Genomic DNA, 19,559 nt, shown 5'->3' on the forward strand with positions numbered 1-19,559 from the left:
TGTCCGCGTACTAGCCGGACGCGGGAAGCGTCAAAAAGAAAAAGTGGAATTGCCGCAATCAAGGCAATTCCACCTGGACAATAGCCGGTTCTAACGAACCGGTTATTCAAGCACGGACGGGAACCTCGTTACGGCGCAGCGACACCCTGTGTCGTCGCCGTGTAAGTCGTGTAGAAGCTGGAGCCAGCCCAGGCCGGTGCCGGTGCGTTATAGAGCGGTTGGCCCTGCACGTAGTTGGCGCCGTTGTGCCAATCGCCGGTGCCGGTGAACTGCGCCACCGCCGGATACGGGTACACCGGACGCGACGCCGTCACAGCATTCGACGAATCGGTCTGGTACGTCATCACCGCATTCGGCGCACTGCCTTGCTCGACCCAGCCCGTCACCTGTGTCACCAGATCGATGTTCGGGAAGCCTTCGCCGCCACCGCAATGACCCACGCCGGGAATGAGGTAGAGCCGCGCGAATTCACTGACGTTCGACGCGCCCATCGTGTTCTGCATCGCCTCGAAATAGTTGATCGTGAAGAGCGGCGAGATGTGCTGGTCAGCCCACCCGTGCCACAGGATCAGCTTGCCGCCGGCCTTCTGGAACGCAGACAGATCAGGGCTGGTCGCATCGTTGAGCGGATGGTTGGCGGCGAGGAAGTTAGGGTAGAAGCTTGCGTTCTGGTAGCCGAAGGTATCGATGTTCGGCATGCTCGGCGAACCCGTGAAGATCAGGTTATACGCACCGGTCACGATCGTATAGCTGAACAGACCCGTGACAGGCACCGGCGCGTCCGTCGAGTTCGTCGTTGGCACTTCGACGCCAACCCAGTTCTCTTCGGAGCCCAGTTGCGGAGAACCTGCCAGCATGCGCTCACCCGTCGTGGCGTCCACCGGGCCGCCGTAAATCTTGCTGGCGGTAGCGACTTCTGCTGCGGTCAGGCAGTTGGTGGTATTGGTCGCGCCGTTCGCGCACTGAATCGATGCCGGATTGAAATTGCACGTACGCGGATCGGCCAGCAGTCCGTCAGGAACGCCAGGTTGGCCACCGCAAGCAGCGACGACGGCCTTGTGCAGCACCAGCGCCTTATCGGCGTAGAGCACGGCATTGCCGGTGCTGTTGCCGGTGGTGCTATTCGACTCCACGCTCCAGCCGTGATACAGCGAGTTCTGGATCTGGAAGTGCGCAGCCGGTGCGCCTGCGACGATACCGTTGTAGTCCGTCGGGTAGCGCTGCGCGGCCATCAGAGCTTCGCGGCCACCGTCGGAGCACCCAATAAAGTACGAGTACTTCTGAGCTTGCCCGTAATAGGCCTTGATCAATTTTTTTGCGGTGAGGGTCGTGATGTGTTGGCCGCGATAGGCAAAGTCAGCCTGCTTCTGCGGGTCGGAGGCCCACGTCGCGTCCTGGCCTGAATGACCCATGTCGGTCGCCGCCGTGACGAAACCGCCGTGCTGTACCAGCGGGCACGTGTAGCTGAAGCTAAACGAGCTTTGCTGGGTCGGATCGCTCACCATGCCGCACAGACCGCCGCAACCCAATGCAGCGAAGCGTTGGGTATAGGTGCTGACGGGCAACGCGACTTCGAAAGTATTCGACGGAGCAAGCGTGCCTTTCACCGTACAGAAGTTGACGGTTGCGCCGTTGACTGTCGCGGCGGTGACTGTCGCTGAAGTAATCGAACTGCCTGCGCCACCAATATCGGTGATGTCGATCGCCGCCAGCTTCGAGCAGTCGACGACCGGAGTAACAACGGACAGCGCGGCAGTGGTAGTGGTGCCGCTGCCGCTATTGCTGGTGACACTGCCGCCGCACGCGGCGACAAGGGTGGCGCCGACGCAGACGGAGGCCAGTACCAGTATTGAGGCGGTACGCGCACGGACGCGGGTGAGTATTTTCGTCGGATGCAGAGCTCTCATGCTTGTCTCCCTGGTGTGTCTTCTCTATCGAGCATCAGAATCGTGTGGGTACGTTCAGACCGCATGACGTACTTGCAGTGAGTGACGCGTTGGGTGTCTGTCTTCATCGATTTATATCTCCTATTTTTTTGCTTCGGTACTCAAAATCACCTCTCCAGGTCATCGATATAGTTGTCGTTTCGCTTATCAATAGTGGTAATTGGACGTGCAGGTACACATCGGTGATGACCGATGCTGAATAGTTCGTTGAAGTAGCAATTTGGGGTTATGCGCTGCGAATTGTGCTCAAGATAACTAACTGTGTTGTACGGGTTTTTCATGGACGATCACCGGCCCTGATGTTCTCTTATCGGACGACGCCACATGTCGCGGAATCTCGCGGCGTCTGCCAGGCGCATGACGTAAGCACCTTTTTGTCTCCGCTCATTCTGGTGCTCTCTCAGTAGATACAGTGAACAACGTAGATCGTTGATACATCCGGAGTACTTTGTCGCGACGTTAGTCGCGCGACGAGGGCCGTGAAATCGGGGGTTAACCAGAGCCATCCGTTTGTGAAACGGTCGACGAGATGCTTGAAGCAACATGACGAGTCATTCGATGCCACTCGAACGCCCGCAATACAAGGGCTTGCGCTTGGTCCCGCGGTTTGAGCTTCGCTTCCCGCAATAAGCTGGGCCGACTATCCGCAATAATTTTTTTAGATGGCGAAAGAGATTGAAAGAGATGCAAATCGTTAGCCGTGGGTAGTGCAGGCGGCACGGGTTGCCGCGTGACAAGCTTCACTGTTGCCAAGTTCGGAAGCATCACTCTCCATTCAGCCCAAATAGGCTCGTCTACGCAAAACCCGGGAAAACGCCAGCGTGTGCCCGACCGTTCTATGCGACTTCGTTCGCGCGTCATCTGATCTGTTTATCGGGGTGGGGTTTGTCGCGCAATCTCGGAGGCCACCCGGCATCGCCGACGAGGCGGGTCTCAACCTTATTTGAGCGGCTTCTGCAAAGGGTTTCGCCGATTCCGACGGTGCTATGCGGAACACCGAAAAAATGGATACTTCATTCACGCATCTGGTTAACCCGCACTTTTGGCGGCGGTGGACGAGCGGATACCTTCAGCCTGGTTGCACGAGGAAGGTAGGCGGCGCGCCATCGACACGACCGGTAAGAGGCGATGAAAGTATCCAGCCCGAGGCTTTTGCCGAGGGGGACGGCACGTGCTCTTGCACTGATCGTAAGGCAAATGCCGGCTTCGGCCGCGCGATAAAACCAATGAAGGGGACAGGAGAAATCTGATGACGAGCGGAACAACGAGCGGTAAGAGAATCGATATCAAGGCGTTCATCGACGAACGGTCTATCTCGGCCTACCAGTGGCTACTGGTAGCGCTATGTTTTCTGGTGGTGACGGCCGACGGAATGGACGTTGCGATCATGGGGTTTGTGGCGCCATCCATCGTTCACGACTGGGCGATTTCGCGTCCTGCATTCGGTCTGGTGATGAGCGCTGCGCCGATCGGGCTGGTGATCGGCGCGTTGGCTGCGGGTCCGGCGTCGGACCGTATCGGCCGCAAATGGGTACTGATTACTTCGGTGTTTCTGTTCGGCGTTTTCACGATCGCGACAGCGTTGACGCAAACGCCGACGCAAATGGCACTGCTGCGTTTGTTGACCGGTATCGGCCTCGGTGCCGCGATGCCGAACTCGACGACGCTGTTGTCGGAGTACGCGCCTCAGCGCAAGCGTGCATTGCTGATCACTATTATGTTCACGGGTTTCAACCTGGGTTCGGCATTGATCGGCTTCGCTGCGGGTTGGCTGATTCCCGTGCACGGCTGGCGCTCGGTATTGATTTTCGGCGGCGCGTTGCCGCTAGTGCTGATTCCGCTGCAAATCTGGTTGCTGCCCGAGTCGGCGCGGCTACTGGCGGTGCGCGGTGCGACCTCCACGCGTATCGGTGCCGTTCTGGGTCGCGTATGCGGCGCGCGTTTTACCGGCGACGAAGTGTTCGTGTCGAATGAACCGCCGCTGCCCACGCGCAAGCCGATTGGCGTGCTCTTCTCGCAAGGCTATAGCTCGATGACCATCGCGTTGTGGGTCACGTACTTCATGGGCCTGCTCGTGATCTATCTGTTGACCGGCTGGTTGCCGACGCTGATGAAAGACGCCGGCCTGACCGTGACCGCAGCCGCGAACGTGACGGCGATGTTCCAGATTGGCGGCACGATCGGCGCGATTCTGGTCGGCTGGATCATGGACAAGGTTCGTCCGGCACCGGTCATCAGCGCGGCTTATCTGGCTGGCGGGGTGTGCGTGCTCGCGCTTGGCTATATCGGTGCGATGTCGTCGTCGCTCGCGTTACTGGTGTTTGCTGCGGGCTTCTGCATGAGTGGTGCGCAAACCGGTCTGAACGCGTATGCGCCAGGTCGTTACCCAACGGTCGCGCGTGCCACGGGCGTAAGCTGGATGCTCGGCATGGGCCGCTTCGGCAGCATTTTCGGCTCGGCAATCGGCGGCGCATTGCTCGGTTTCGGTTGGCAGTTCGGCGCTATTCTGGCGATGCTGGCCGTCCCCGCGACGCTTGCTGCGATTGCCATTCTGGTGAGTCAGCGCGTGAACGCAGGGGAAGTGGCTCCTCGCACGAACGTGGCGCACTGATTCAACGCGGCGCGTGCGGCTTTTGCCGCAACGCGCCGCTGGTTATAGTTATTTTTTGAGGAGAGACGGTGATCATCGACATTCATGGCCACTACACCACCGCGCCAAAAGCGCTGGAGATGTGGCGCAACCGCCAGATTGCGGGTATCAAGAATCCGTCCGAGATGCCGAAGGTGTCCGAGTTGCAGATTAGCGACGACGAACTACGCGAATCGATTGAAAGCAATCAGTTGACGCTCATGCGCGAGCGTGGCCTCGATCTAACGATCTTCAGCCCGCGCGCAAGCTTCATGGCGCATCACATCGGCGACGCGCAAATCTCCGCTACGTGGGCCGCAATTTGCAACGAGCTGTGCTATCGGGTCAGTCAACTCTTTCCGGATCACTTTGTTCCCGCAGCGATGCTGCCGCAAAGCCCGGGCGTAGATACTGCCACCTGCATTCCGGAGCTCGTCAAATGCGTCGAGCAATACGGTAACGTCGCGATCAACCTGAACCCCGATCCGTCGGGTGGCCACTGGACCAGCCCGCCGCTGTCCGACCGTTACTGGTATCCGATCTACGAGAAGATGGTCGAGTACGACATTCCGGCAATGGTTCACGTGAGCACGAGTTGCAACGCATGTTTCCATACCACGGGGGCGCACTATCTGAACGCGGACACAACGGCGTTCATGCAGTGCCTCACATCCGATCTGTTCCGCGATTTTCCGACGCTGCGCTTCGTGATTCCGCACGGCGGCGGTGCAGTGCCTTATCACTGGGGTCGTTTCCGCGGACTCGCTCAGGAACTCAAAAAGCCTTTGCTGAAGGATCATCTGCTCAACAATATTTTCTTCGACACCTGCGTCTACCATCAGCCTGGTATCGACCTGCTCACGCGCGTGATCCCCGTCGACAACATTCTGTTCGCAAGCGAAATGATCGGCGCAGTGCGAGGTATCGATCCGGAAACGGGTCATTATTTCGACGACACAAAGCGTTATATCGAAGCCGCGCACGTCGAGGTGGAAGAGCGTCAGAAGATTTACGAAGGAAACGCACGACGCGTTTATCCCCGCCTTGATGCACTGCTTAAATCGAAGGGTCACTGATCATGTATGAACTTGGAGTCGTGTATCGGAACATCCAGCGCGCGGATAAAGAGGTCGCCGCGAAACTCGGCGTGCTCGGATCGGCGACCGTCCATGAGGCAATGGGGCGCGTGGGTCTGCTCAAGCCGTATATGCGGCCGATCTATGTTGGGGCGCGCGCTAGCGGCACGGCGATCACGGTACTGCTGCAGCCGGGCGACAACTGGATGATGCATGTCGCGGCCGAACAGATTCAACCTGGCGACATCGTGATCGCCGGCGTGACAGCGGACTGTACCGACGGATACTTCGGTGATTTGCTGGCAACGAGTTTCAAGGCGCGTGGCGCGCATGCACTGGTCATCGATGCGGGCGTTCGTGACGTGAGCGTGCTGACGGAGATGAATTTCCCGGTCTGGAGCAAGGCGATTTCGTCGAAGGGCACAGTCAAGGCGACGCTCGGCTCGGTGAACATCCCCGTAGTCTGCGCGGGCGCATTGGTCACGCCAGGCGATGTCATTGTCGCGGATGACGACGGTGTCGTCGTGGTGCCGTCGGCGATGGCTTCGGCCGTGCTTGAAAAAGCGGCCGCACGCGAGGCGAACGAAAGCGAAAAGCGGGCGAAGCTGGCCTCCGGCGTACTTGGTCTGGATATGTACAACATGCGTGGGCCGCTCGAAAAGGCAGGCTTGCGCTACAAAGATTGAACAGGGCAATAGATATGGGTAGCGCTCAACCCGGACGCAAACCGATCACCGGAATTTCGTCAATGGCCACGCGCCAGGTGCTGAGCGAACTCGCGGCAGTTTATGAGCGCAAGACGGGGCAGCCGGTGGTCATCGAATCGGTGGGCGGTGTCGACGCGGCGCGCAGGGTCCGGGAAGGCGAAGCATTCGATATCGTCGTGCTGGCTTCAGACGCGCTCGACCGGTTGGCTGCCGCCGGCCGTGTCGAATCGTCCAGTAAGGTCGATCTCGCGCGGTCGGGCATTGCAATTGCCATCGCGGCAGGCGAACCGCATCCGGAGATCAGTACGGAAGCGGCGCTCCGTGAGGCTATCCTGAGTGCGCGCAGCATTGGCTATTCGACGGGACCGAGTGGCACGCACCTGACGCGTTTGTTCGAGCGCTGGGGTATCGCGGGAGATATCGCTTCACGGATCGTGCAGGCGTCGCCCGGTGTTCCGGTCGGTGCGCTGGTCGCGCGCGGCGATGTCGCGCTCGGGTTTCAGCAACTCAGCGAGTTGATTCACCTGCCGGGTATCGAGGTGGTCGGTGCAATGCCGCCCGCCACTCAGGTCACGACGATTTTCGCGGCCTCGATCTGTACGGCGACGAGCCAGCACGAGGCTGCGCAAGCGCTACTGTCGTTTCTGACTTCGCACGAAGCCGACAGCGCTAAATCGGCAAACGGCATGGAGCCGGTGTGAGCGCAGTACGCGGCTTGCCGCGATAGCGCTTCCAGGCGGTCCGCCTTAGCCAACATCATTGCAATGTTGCATGAAGAAAAAAGTCCAGTTACGTCGCGCGACATGCCGGACTTTTTGCTCACGGAGATCAATGCGCCAAGCGGGTTGCTGGCGGGCCATTGAGTAAAAGAGCGGGTCACTGCAAGAACACGGCGATCTCCGCAATGACAAATTGAATCGTTACGACGCAGTAATATGACTTGGCGTCATGCCGGGCAAGTCTTTTTCGCGTTACCTTGCAAACGCATGGGCAGGTCTGTAGAGACTGATCAACGCGTTTTCAATCGATTTCAATACGCTGAACTTCTCGCCCCTTCACATTAAATAAAAATTATCCTATTGCCACTGTCAATTGCGGTGCGCTTATATTTCCGCCTGCTGATGAGGCTGTTTTCCGTGCAAACGAAATGGCCCGTCTGGTGACGCTGACCGGCCTTCGTCAAAGAAAGAAAAATGAAAGACGCAGTCGATTTACGCAGCTGCCGGCGTCATCCTCGTGAATCAGGATCATATTGCCTCTATTATTTATGTAACGAGTTGTTAATGAGCGTGCGCCCTGGCGGTGCATAATGCACCGCTCAAAGGCATGCGCTTTAAACGGCGGCTATAAGCAGCTTTTACTTATAGGGTCGAAGTGGCAAAGATCGGGTACATCCAATCCTCTGATCATCGCGAGAAAACCAGAATTTTTGCGATGCAGGAAATTATTAGAAATATTTATACTATTTGGCCGAAAAGTGCTATTTCTTCTGTGATTAAGCGGTCACTCCGGGTACGATTTACCCCGGTCGACGCGGTTGCAGGAATATTTTGCTGAAAGACTCGGAGCATCTGCTCGCTCGGTGAAACGTTTGCGTAGCCGCCAGCCTCGCTTTGTAAACAAATGCTTTAAACGGTAACGGGTGTCGCAGTCAGGTCGTTTCCCATCGTACGTTCCAAGTAACGTGACGCGCATCGGCTCGCCCCTGGCGATCGCTGATATCCGTTGGCTGGATTATCACGTTTAAACGGGCATTGCGCCCGGCAGTTCAAATAGAGCATCTAAAACGATGTCTGGAATGCGCTAGAAGATTTTAATTTTCTCAGGGCTACGAATTCAAATCGGTTTGTCCTTGCGCATTGAATCACTTGAACCTCCAAAAATAATCTTTGGACTTTTTATCGAGAATTTTCTCGACAGTGGAAAATATTTGCCATGGTAAAACGACGTCAGTTTATTGGTGCCCTCACGGCACTCGGTGGAAGTTACCTTTTGAGCGCTTGCGGTGGGGGCGGCTCTGGGGACGGTAGCGACAGTAATGGAGCGGCCGACAGTAAGGCTACGGCGAAGTCGGCCGCTGCGTCCGCAAGCGGCACGACGGTCCCGCCGGCGGCTTCGGTTACCGATAGCTCGGGCAACGTGTGGACATTGTCGGGCGGCTCGGTCTATAAGAATGGTGCAAAAGCTGGCGACACCTACAACGTGTCGCTCATTCTGTATTTCGGCAACGGCATTTATCACGAAGGCACGGGCGGTCAGTTCTACGCGTGGGGTGGCTCCGGGTGGTCGTCCTGCAATGACCCGCGTCTGGGCGGCACGTCCGCGGACGGCACGACGCTTCCTGCTTCGCCGTACATCATCGACAAGACTGGCGCAATCTGGACTCTCGTCAATGGCGTGATCTACAGGAATGGCGCTACGGTCGGCAATACGTATAACGTCTCGCTGGTCCTGTGGTACGGCGGCAAGATCTGGCATTGCGGCACGGGTGGCCAGTATTACGTCAATGCGGGTGTGGCGGCGCAATGGTTGGCATGTAACGATCCGCGCATTACGCCGACGCAAACCGCGGGCATGTTCTACGGCATCAACGGTCACTACGATTACACCTATACGCCGACGCAACTCGTCTCCATTCTGAAGACGATGGGTTGCACAAGCTATCGCGTCGGTTGCACTGACGACCCGACGCAATTGAACGCGGTCGTCAAACTGGCGCAAGCCTTCCAGTCGGCAGGACTCAAGCTGGTCGTCCTCGTCAACCAGGGTGTGTTCGACTCTAGCAACAAGCTTTTCGCCAACGAATCGGCTGCTTACAGCACGGGTCATACGGTGGGCGCAGCGGTGGCAAGCGCGCTGATGCCGTATGGCGTGACGATTTATGAGTGCGGCAATGAGTTGACGCGTCAGAGTGGCATCATCATTGATTCCACCAACGCAGGTACGAACGCCGCCGACTTCAACAACTCGAATTGGCCCGTTATGCGTGGCGTGATGCGCGGGATGATCGATGGTGTGAAGTCCGTGCAGTCTACGGCGAAGTGCGGTATCAACTTCTGCGTCGCAGATATCGGCGCAGCCGACGCGTTGTGGGACGGTATGCAACCTGACGGCAGCGGCGGTTATCCCACCGTGCGTTGGGACATCACGACGTGGCATAACTACGAAGTGTACGGTGATATTTTCGACATCGGAACCGATGGTGCGGGACCTGGTTTCGATCTGCCGACGTACTGCAAGGCCCGGTACAACGTGCCATTTATCATTACCGAGTGGAACGCGGGTCCGGAGCAAACCGAAGCGTATCGCGCGAATTACATCACCACGCAACTGGGCGAGTTCTATACGAACAGAAAGTCGCACAACATCCAGTCGGTGATGTACTACGTGCTCGATAGTGGTGACGATACCTACGGCATTATGGTCAACGGCACCCCGATCAATCCGTCTTACAGTGCATTTACCAGCTTCACGGCAGGTCACGCAGATAACTGATGGGTGAGCGGTTGCTAGCGTCGTTCCTGCGCAATTGAAGGAGCGGTGCGGCTCGTTGAGTTTCAACGGCGCTTAACCCTGGCCGGATGTCTGTTCAAGCGGGTGATGGAGGTACTTCCGTATCTCCATCACCCGCTTTTCGTTTTTCAGCGATGACTCTTCTGACTTGCGGTCTGTCACGCGAGCAGTTTTCCCCACTCGTAGTCGGTCTTGTCTGGCGTGAAAGGCAATACGCCGGCGCCGGGCGTGAACGTCAGTTCGCCAAAATAGACCCGGTTATCCGGCGCATAGAGGTCCACGCGAACATAGTCGAAGTCCTCGCATAGCTTGACGGCGGTGTCGAGCACAGCCTGAAGGTGGGGAGGGCGGGGCGCCGGTGTTACGCTGCGCTTGTAGTAACCGATAGCGATGTCGAGATGATTCCAGTCGATGTCATACACATCGCCACGTGTGTTGCTTCCAAACCTGTCCGATATCACCAGGATATAGATGATGGGCCCACCCGGTCGTCCGCCAAAGCAGTGCAGCTTGAAATCTGCGGGGATCTTGCCACTGTCGTCCAGTAGTAATTGTTCGAAGAAGATGCGAGGTTTGATTTTGCGGTAGTGCCTTTCTCTTGCAACGCTGTAGAACGCGGTCGACAACCATTTGTCGGCGAGAAGCCGCAGCTTTTCGAAAGATGTCTCAGACTTCCTTCTGACCACCTCGACGAAGCTGCTGCCATGATTGGCTTTCATCACAAAGGCATCCGGCAGCGCGTCGAATACCTTGCGCGTGAATTCAGCAGGCGCCGCGACTAGCGGGATGAGATGCTCCTGCCCGATCTTGCCCGCGATGTATTCCCGAACCAAAAGTTTGTCTGTCAGGCCGATATAGCGAGAATCGGGTCTGAGACTACGTTGCAGGATCTTTTCATTAAAGGTGACGGGACGAACGAGATTGGGGTAGCGGCCAATGCACTTGTGATGAAGCAAACTCAGAAATAGCGAGTCTGGCAGCACAGACTTCGCTGCCTCCTTGATTCTTCGGATCACCGAGCCCGACTGCGCCGGAGACTGATAGAGTGCGGCCAGCGATTGGCTGGCTTCCGCGAGTACTTTGTCTTCGTGCAGTTCGAGTTCCTTCCGCAACAGAACGGATGCGGCTGCTTCTTCGTCGAGCTGGGCAGAATTGGGGGGCGTCATGTCTCAATCCATAATTGGAGGCATTACGAAGCTGCATGGGAAGAGAGGACTCAAGGGGGTTCCTTCAACATCTCAGTTGCCGAATGCCAGCCCTCTTCAGGCGTTAGCCACCGCTCGTCGGATTCGAAATGCTGTTGCGCGCGAAATTGTGTGGGCGACATGCCATATCGTTCCTTGAACAATCGGCCCAAACGATTGCCGTCACCCATTCCACATCGCCGCGCTATCTTGTCGACGGGTAGATCTGTATTCCTTAGCATTGTGCAAACGACCTCGAAACGGGTACGCAAAAGGTACTCGAGCGGGGTCATGCCGAACTCGCATTTGAAGCGGCGCTGAAAATTGCGCTTACTCATTGCCGCCGACTCCGCTGCCTTGGCGACAGAAATAGCCTTGCTGTAGTTCTCCTTGATCCACCGTGCCGACTCGCGAATCTTCTCGGTTGTCGTAGTAATGCTGGCGTCGTCCAGTTCGCTCTTACTGTGCTCGTTGTAACCTGTGTGCAGAAGACGGGCAATTTTTCGCGCGATGTCCGAACTGAGGTCCCGTTCGATCTGCGATAGAGCGAGATCCGTCGGCGTCACGCTCGTGCTCGCAGTGGTGCGCGTCGTGCTGCCGCCGTCGTCGAATAGAAAAATGGGTACTGTCGACTGCAATGGGTTTCTGCACACGACAGCGAGATTCGCACCCTGCTGAATACCAAATGAAGCAATCGAACCCTGACGTGAGATCCACGAAAGAAAACGGTCGTTAGACTCCATCGCTTCGGCGGCATCGCGACACGCGACAAAGAACGCGTGAAAGTCCGCCAGGCTATACCGTTCGAGCGTCTGCGTCCAGATGGAGATGCTCGACGAACTGGTCACCAGTCCGCCGCCATCCGACAGTACGGAGAAGCGATAAGGAGGTTCTTCGCCTTCGGCTTTTTCGAACTCATTGGCCAGGCGAAATGCATCTCCGATCGCTCCCGTAGTCACCATGGAACAGTCCTGAAAAACCAGAAGACCAATGTGTTTCATAGCGCGTAGTCCATTCTGACGCTCTTTACCGAACGACGTAAGAAAATCGGTCGAAGTCATCGTCTTGGTTATCAAACAAACAAGCCACTCAGGTAGCGAGATTAGCGCATCGAAATTTTCACGACGAACTTGGCCGGTATTCATGGGTGTTTGGCGTAATAGTCATGATCGGGGAAATACTTACCTCGCAATTTGCTAAAAAGCGTTCTAATATCTATTTCCACCAGAAACTTTTTCCGTAGCTAATACGCGAGCCAGCAGCAAACAGATGCTGAGCGAGATGGCTGGCCGCTCCGCGTGGCAAGGGATGTAGCGGGAAATCGCGTTCTAAACACGCGTTTTTCTCTTGTGAACTGTCACTAACGTTCTGTTACAGCGCCTGAGTCGCCTTGTATAACTCTGTTACATTAATTGCAGATAGCAACAACGCTTTCTGCTGCCGCTGCATTTGTAACGAGCTCCTCATAATCGGCCAATAACACCCGAATTTATGCCCGCCGTGATTCGGTGGTTTTTTTGGGGGCTATGCTTCACCGCAACATGGAAAGAAAAATCGTCAGTCCGCATTGGGCGATTTTAAATCCATGAGATGTGTAATTTTGCTTTAACGCGCCGTTACCTTGCCATGGCAAGGTCATGCCAATTACCTTTGTCCGGGCCGCTGGATAACGCGCAGGTCTCATGTGTGACGCGAAGGAGCTGTAGCCGTTCACGCACTGCCTTGAGCATCTGGTTCTATCGGTCTTGCGTTCGTCGTGTTTCGCCAGCTTTCTATCGGACGAGGCGCGACCGTCTAGTGTTCGCATATAACAATTGAACTTGCAGGGCGCGTGTCTGGGAGGGCGCAGTGGTAGTTCTATGGCTGCGCGTTAGCAATTGGCTTTTCGACGGCTTCATCACAGTGTCGAGGCCGTTGGATGTCGACGCGGTCGAAACCAGATCGATCAATGCATTCTTTGTCTGCTGTCCGAACGGCGGCGAGTACTTTTTTTTCGAAGCTTTGCGTACTGAAGAAAGTTTTTGAAATAAATGAGTGAATATATTTCGTAGTACCAATATGGAAAGGATTCTGAATGTAGGGATCAGTTCTTTCTATTGACTGCGAAAGAGAGGCGCTGTTGTGCGGACCGGTCACACGTCACGCGGGAACCGGGTGCTGCAACGATCAGCAAGCAACAGGCAATACTGTCATTCGTTGTTCATGAAGTTGTGAGTGCGGTTCTCCGACCTTACTGACCCAGCACGTAACTCCGAGGTGCTGCCGGCCAATCAATGCCAACGCGGGCCGGCGGCGGTTCCAGATCGCGAACTGGTGGTGCAGCAGAGCAGTATCGATTCTTACTCTGCCCATCGAACATGGAAGGATCAAACCGGTGGATTACTACCCTCTGAATTCGCTCTCTCCCGCCGACAGCAATGAGCGCGGCCAACTCAGCGCGCGCGGGATGCTCACGCTGATGCGCGATCACATCTGGGAGATCGTGGTCACCACAGTGATCGTTCTGACGCTCGCGGTGGCCTACCTGCTTATCGCCACGCCAATTTATTCGGCCGATGTTCTGGTGCGCGTGGATCCGCCGGAGCCTAACGCGTTAGGCCTGGCATTGCAGAACCAGGAGGCGATGCCCCCGCCCGCGCCGGCGCCCGTGACTGAAATGGCTGTGATGAAAAGTCGTTCGGTGCTTGACCCGGTCATCGACAAATACCGCTTTGACGTGTCGGTGACGCCGCACAGGGTTCCAATTCTGGGTGACATTGCAGAGAAATTTGCGACGCCGGGTGAACCTGCGGCCCCATGGCTCGGATTGGGCTCTTTTGCGTGGGGTGGTGAACGTGTCCAGATTGGCACGCTGGAGGTCCCGAGGGATCTGGAAGAAGAGAAGCTGACTTTGATTGCGCGTGCTGACAACGGATTCGAATTGCGCGGCCCATCGGATCAACTTCTGGTTAAGGGTGAGGTCGGCATCCCGGTCACGGACAACGGCGTCTCCATGCTCGTCAAGCAACTTGACGCGCGGCCTGGTACGAAATTTGAAGTGATTCGCTGGAATGAGCTCGACGCAGTGAAACGGTTCGGCGACCTGGTCAAGGTGAGCGACAAGGTCAAGGACTCAGGGCTGCTTCAGATCGAGTACGCAGATCAAAGCCCGGATAAGGCTGCAGAAGTCGCTAACGCTTTGGGGCAGCAGTACCTGGCGACTGCGGTCGCCAGCCGGCAAGCGAATGACACGACCACGCTCGCGTTTATTAACGGCGAACTTCCGCGTCTTCTTACGGATCTTCGAAAATCGGAAGACGCGCTCAAACATTTCCGCTCGACGTCCCAGTCGATGCAGCCGACGAACGAGGCGCAGGCCTACCTTCAGGGCGGCATGGATCTCGACAAGCAGATAGCGACCCTGCAATTGCAACGTACCCAGCTCCTTGAGCGCTATCAGCCAGATAGCCGGTGGGTGCAGAGTGTGGACACGCAGCTTGCACAACTGAAAGACGCTAAAGCCCAATTCAATGGCCGTTTTAATGGAATGCCGTCGTCCGAGCGTGAGAGTGTCGATCTGATTCGCGCGCAGAAAGTCGCGGAAACCATTTACCTCGGTATGGTGCAGAAGGCAGAGCAATTGCAGGTCCGGCGCGCGAGCACGACCGGCGGCGCGCATATCGTCGACTCTGCGATCAGGCCCCACCGGCCGGTTAAGCCGCAACCTGCGATCGTGCTGGGTGGCGGTCTGGTATTAGGTCTCGTATCCGGAATCGTGCTGGTTTTCATGCGTCGCCACGTAATGACTGGCGTGACGGACCCTCGGTACGTAGAGCGTCGGATGAGTGTGCCGGTGTTCGGCGAAATCCTTTTCAGTCAGCAGCAACTGATGCTGGACCGCAGTTTCGCGAGCGCGGCTCGAAAGTCATTACCGGGACTCGGAGGACGGAGCAGTCTTCCATTCCAGAAAATAGCGCCCGATTTCGAAATTCGCAGCGGCGGCAGTGCAACCGGCGCAACCGGCGCGGCGGCATCGCTCGGGGGCGAGAGCAGCAGAATACTGGCTGCGCGCTTTCCGCATGACACCTCGGTAGAAGGACTGCGAGGAGTACGCACGGCGGTGACCCGCGATCTCGCACATGCCCGCAATAACATTCTGATGGTGATCGGCCCTACGCCATCTGCCGGAAAGAGCTTTGTCGCAGCGAATCTCGCGATCCTGCACGCGGAAATCGGCTCGAAGGTCGTGCTGATCGACGCCGATATGCGCCGCGGTCATCTTGCCTCGTTGTTTAGCGAGAGTAACCGTGGCGGACTCTCCGAGGTGTTATCGGAGCGGATGGCTTTGCGCAGCGCGTTGCGACCCACGAGCATCGACGGGTTGACGTTCCTGTCCTGTGGCGTTCGTCCGGAGAATCCCGCCGCTCTGCTGATGAAGCCCCGCTTTAAGGAATTACTGGAGCGGCTCGGTAGCCAGTTCGACCTGGTGATCATCGACACGCCTCCCTTCCTTGCGGTGACTGACGCTTCAATCATTGCGAGCGAAGCCGGGGCATCGCTGCTCGTGTTGCGCTCGGGAATGCAAAGCGAGCAGGAAATCGCCGACACGGTCAAGAAAATGGAACGCGCGGAGGGTCGTATCGCGGGCGCGGTTTTCAACGGCATCCCGCTGCGGCGTAGTACGCGGAACTACGGCTATGCGACCAACTACGCGAGCGACTATGGGGACGCAGAACCGGTGCATTGATCACACCCATAGCCCGAGTTGACTTCGATTGTTTCGCGGCGTCGCTAAACGGAGAACCTGATGCCCTTCGCTATTAACGGAAAGTTCACTTCGCAGCCTGTGACGGGTGTGCAGAGGGTGGCGTATGAACTGACCCGGGCCATGCAGATGCGCGCGTTACCGGGAGACGAGCTGGAAGTTTTCGTACCGGAGAATGTTCGTGAGCCCGGCGCGTTTCTCAAACGACAGCGACGCTTTCCGTGGCTGCGAGGAACGCTTTGGGAGCAGATCACACTGCCGATAGCAGCGCGAGGAAAGACGCTGCTCAATCTGTGCAATACCAATCCGCTCTTCAAGCGTGGGCAGATTGTGATGGTGCATGACATGGCCGTGTTCGACGTGCCGTTGGGATTCTCGAGGAAATTCCGCTTGTGGTATCGAATCGGCTTTTCAATATTGCCGCGAATGCAACCGGTGATATTGACAGTGTCGAGCTATTCGAAGATGCGTATTTGTCATCATCTGAAAGTGGACGAGTCGCGCGTGACGGTAGTCAATCCTGGCGCAGATCATCTTGACAGGGTTGTGTCGGATCCCGCAGTCATCAATCGGATGGGACTTGTGAAAGACGCTTACTGCGTGATTGTCGGCAGTCTGGACCCGCGCAAGAATTTGCAGCGTGTTCTGGAAGCAGTCGACAAGCTTGAGCATCTTTCAGAGGTCAAATTCGTCATTGTGGGCGGTAAGAACACGCGCATCTTCAGTAGCGAGGAAACCAAAAAGCCTGCGCACGCCGCGCAGGTACTGTGGGCCGGATTCGTCTCCGATGGGGAATTGAAGTCGCTATACGAAAACGCGGCGTGCCTCGTGTTCCCGTCCTTATACGAAGGTTTCGGACTGCCGCCTCTCGAAGCAATGTATTGCGGATGCCCGGTGATCGCTTCTTCGCGAACCTCGATACCCGAAGCGTGCGGGGACGCTGCACTGTATTGCGACGCAGCGTCGGCGGACGACATTGCCGAAAAGATCTCACTGATGATGAGTGACGCCGAACTACGGCAGCGTCACCGGACAAAAGGCATCGAGCATGCGCGCGAGTTTCGCTGGGAGTATTCGGCGCAGAAGGTGCTCGAAATTCTGTACGGTCGCGCGGGCGAGCGGTTGCCGGAGTTGGCGCCCCGAGCGTCGGTGAGTTAGCGCATGTTCGTGGGCGGACGAATGGTCAAGGTCACGAATAGCGCCGGCAGGCGTCGCGCATTGCGAATATTGGCGGCGCTGGCGGGAGCGGCGATTCCTCTCGCAAGAGGTAAGAGCGCGCTCGCTTTGACGCCCAGTTCGCAGCGGGTCGATGCACGTGCCCGCCGGATTACCGATCTGATCGGCACAAATGGCTGGGCGGGATCGGCCAGCGATGTAGAGATGTGGCGCGCAATGGGTATTAGTTGGGGGCGGGGCTCGGTGGGTCCTGGGCAGCCGGATGGACCGGGGGAAGCGATGCGTATCGACAGGACAGGGGCGGCGTATGACGGCGACCTGCCATCGGTGTTGATTCAGAACGACCGGAATGGAATCGGCTCGCTCCTCATTCTTGGTTATACGCCGAAATGGAATTCGACCGTGCCGGGCGACTCCAATTCTGCTCCGATGGATGTCGAGGCCTGGCAGAAATATGTCGACGCCGTGGTGCGCAAATATTCCGCGCCGCCTTTTAACCTGCGCTACTTCCAGATCTGGAACGAGGCCGCTGGCAAGTTGTCTGGCGGATCGCCTCAAGCCACTTTCTGGCACGGTCCGGACTTCAATAAGGACCAAAAGCTGTCGAAGCCTTATGAGCGCGCAATGCAGGACTACGTGGAGCGGGTTCACATTCCCGCCGCCAGGATCATCCGCAGTTATCACGCTTACGTTGTTTACGGTGGGTGGCCGGACCAGGGCGGGCTCTCCACTTTCCAGCAATGGCTGGAATACAGAAGTCCCGTATTGAAAGAGCGGATGCTCGATTGGGTTGATTACATCGATACCCATTACCTCAATGTTTCCGACCTGGATTCGCTGTATCAGCAGTACGTGAGGAACGGGCCTGCGCGTGGCATCTGGCAGACGGAAATCGGCGATGAGTATATGAAAGATCCGCACTACCTGCCGCGCTATTTCTTCGACTTTGCTGTGTGGGCACTCGACCGGAATTGGGACGATCCCGACAAGTACCTGTCGATGGTTTATCACTGGGACGGCTATGAGCCTTTCCGCCTTACGCATCGCGGGCCGCCCACGCGGACTTACAACGTGTCGGGGCAAAGCCTGATCGTGCTTCGCCAGACAGCCGGTGGATCGCTGGCAAGCTTGTCGAAGCCGTTGCAGTTCGATCCCGGCGCTGCCGGAAGAGCGCTGGTTTCCGGTAACGATGTGGTGATGCAGGTGACTGCGAGTTCGGGCTGGCAGAGCGTTTCGGTGCCGGGACTCAAGCCGCCTTCATCACGTACGGCACAGATTCAATTCGTCGACGCGCTGACGGGCGTGGTCAGTCCCCGCGACGACGTAGCACTGACATGGGATGACTCGATGCTCAAGGTTCGATTCAAAGTGCCGGACAAGGTCAACGGAGCGGACAACAATCCGCCGAAGCATCTCGCTTATGTCGTTATCCGGCCTCGCGCATAGCTGATTGAGCGTGACGAAGTCATGACCATTTCGCGTGAAGTTTCGTGCTGGCCGCAGGTGTCGTTAATTTCACGGTGACCGGATTCCGGCTGACCGAACTTTAGATAGCGTCGAGATACCATGAACCACGTGACCGTTGTGATCTGCAATTACAACTACGAGAACTTTCTTGCCTCCGCAATCGACTCGGCGCTCGCGCAGGACTATCCGGCAACGGATGTGATGGTGATCGACGATGGTTCGACCGATGGATCGCGAGCGATCATTGAACAGTACGGTGCGCGTGTACGGGCGATCTTCAAGGAAAACGGCGGACAGGTCTCCGCTTACAATTACGCGATCGAGATACTCGATACGGAATACGCGATTTTTCTCGACTCCGACGACATTCTGTACCCGAGCGTCGTATCCGAAGTCATGAGCCGCTTCTCCACGGGTTCATGGGCGAAAGTGCAGTTTCGACTGGACGTGATGGACGGTGCGGGCGCGCCGACCGGTGCACATGTACCTAACACCGAGCCGCCTGCCGACTGCGGCAGATTACTGAGGGGCGGCTGGCTTTATCCATCGCCTCCCGCTTCGGGCAATGCATACCGTGTGAGCGCTCTCAGGAGGATCTTCCCTGTTCCGGAAGAGGGGATTAATCGCTATGGAGCTGATTTTTACGCGATTTATGGAGTCGTGCTATCCGGTCCGGTCGCCACTATTTCAAAGTCGCTGGGAAGCTATCGCGTACATAACGCCGGCAGTGGCTCCGTGTCGTTTGCCAATTCGGAGCAGCTGACCAAGGCGCCAAAGGCCTTCGGCATGCGTTGGGCGATATTACGTAATCTCGCCAGAGCACGGCTTCAGATAGAACTGCCACCAGAATTCCATGACTTCTCGCACGAGAAGGCGACATTTTGTTCGAGCGTCTATCAGGCGCCGTTTGCTAGCCGCTGGCGCTGGATGTTGCGGGATTCCCGTAGTTATTTGCACGCGATCGTTGCCAACCCTTTCTGGAGCGTCAAGAAGAAGCTGGGCACGCTCGTGCTTTCTGGTTTATGTCTTGTCCCTTACTCGCCACTGTCCGACTTCGTGGTGCGTTATATCTCTAACCCGCTTGCCCGCCGTCGCGTGGCTGGGCGCTGAAGTCCAG

12 protein-coding genes are annotated in these 19,559 nt (G+C 57.0%); 9 read left to right on the forward strand and 3 right to left on the reverse strand.

All coding sequences use genetic code 11. The annotated features are described in order from the left end of the window. Positions 1-128 precede the first annotated feature (128 nt). Positions 129-1,907, reverse strand: coding sequence for a tannase/feruloyl esterase family alpha/beta hydrolase (locus LMG28727_RS11805; RefSeq protein WP_201642505.1), 1,779 nt, complete (start codon positions 1,905-1,907; stop codon positions 129-131). Positions 1,908-3,195: 1,288 nt separating this feature from the next. On the opposite strand from LMG28727_RS11805, the gene LMG28727_RS11810 reads away from it, so the two are divergent. From LMG28727_RS11810 to LMG28727_RS11830, 5 genes are all read left to right on the forward strand, one after another. After that, entirely contained in the window at positions 3,196-4,557 is a 1,362-nt protein-coding gene (locus tag LMG28727_RS11810) for an MFS transporter (protein ID WP_201642506.1), read from the forward strand. 68 nt (positions 4,558-4,625) lie between these two features. Then, positions 4,626-5,651 (forward strand): amidohydrolase family protein, encoded by a 1,026-nt coding sequence (locus LMG28727_RS11815; RefSeq protein WP_201642507.1) that lies wholly within the window; start codon positions 4,626-4,628, stop codon positions 5,649-5,651. A gap of 2 nt (positions 5,652-5,653) precedes the next feature. After that, entirely contained in the window at positions 5,654-6,337 is a 684-nt protein-coding gene (gene ligK, locus LMG28727_RS11820; protein ID WP_201642508.1) for a 4-carboxy-4-hydroxy-2-oxoadipate aldolase/oxaloacetate decarboxylase, read from the forward strand. A 62-nt stretch (positions 6,338-6,399) separates the two neighbouring features. Then, complete coding sequence (locus tag LMG28727_RS11825) at positions 6,400-7,059, forward strand: substrate-binding domain-containing protein (protein WP_201642509.1); 660 nt, start codon at positions 6,400-6,402, stop codon at positions 7,057-7,059. Positions 7,060-8,293: 1,234 nt separating this feature from the next. Continuing rightward, on the forward strand, positions 8,294-9,853 hold the full coding sequence (locus tag LMG28727_RS11830; RefSeq protein WP_201642510.1) for a hypothetical protein: 1,560 nt from the start codon (positions 8,294-8,296) through the stop codon (positions 9,851-9,853). Between the two features lie 176 nt (positions 9,854-10,029). Here LMG28727_RS11830 and LMG28727_RS11835 read toward each other — a convergent pair whose 3' ends face one another. Further along, the gene (locus tag LMG28727_RS11835) at positions 10,030-11,037 is read right to left on the reverse strand and encodes an ATP-grasp fold amidoligase family protein (RefSeq protein ID WP_201642511.1); all 1,008 of its coding nucleotides are present in this window, start codon (positions 11,035-11,037) and stop codon (positions 10,030-10,032) included. Positions 11,038-11,087: 50 nt separating this feature from the next. After that, complete coding sequence (locus tag LMG28727_RS11840; protein ID WP_201642870.1) at positions 11,088-12,017, reverse strand: helix-turn-helix domain-containing protein; 930 nt, start codon at positions 12,015-12,017, stop codon at positions 11,088-11,090. A gap of 1,412 nt (positions 12,018-13,429) precedes the next feature. Here LMG28727_RS11840 and LMG28727_RS11845 point away from each other — a divergent pair. The 4 genes from LMG28727_RS11845 to LMG28727_RS11860 all read left to right on the forward strand — a co-directional run bounded on the left by LMG28727_RS11845 (position 13,430) and on the right by LMG28727_RS11860 (position 19,552). Next, entirely contained in the window at positions 13,430-15,781 is a 2,352-nt protein-coding gene (locus LMG28727_RS11845) for a polysaccharide biosynthesis tyrosine autokinase (protein WP_201642512.1), read from the forward strand. Positions 15,782-15,841: 60 nt separating this feature from the next. Then, a complete protein-coding gene (locus tag LMG28727_RS11850; RefSeq protein WP_201642513.1) occupies positions 15,842-16,957 on the forward strand; it encodes a glycosyltransferase family 4 protein in 1,116 nt (371 codons plus the stop codon). A 21-nt stretch (positions 16,958-16,978) separates the two neighbouring features. Continuing rightward, positions 16,979-18,421, forward strand: a complete 1,443-nt coding sequence (locus LMG28727_RS11855; RefSeq protein WP_201642514.1) for a hypothetical protein — start codon at positions 16,979-16,981, stop codon at positions 18,419-18,421. Positions 18,422-18,541: 120 nt separating this feature from the next. Beyond that, a complete protein-coding gene (locus tag LMG28727_RS11860) occupies positions 18,542-19,552 on the forward strand; it encodes a glycosyltransferase family A protein (protein ID WP_201642515.1) in 1,011 nt (336 codons plus the stop codon). Positions 19,553-19,559: the final 7 nt, after the last annotated feature.

Source organism: Paraburkholderia metrosideri (assembly GCF_904848625.1).
Lineage (GTDB): Bacteria > Pseudomonadota > Gammaproteobacteria > Burkholderiales > Burkholderiaceae > Paraburkholderia > Paraburkholderia metrosideri.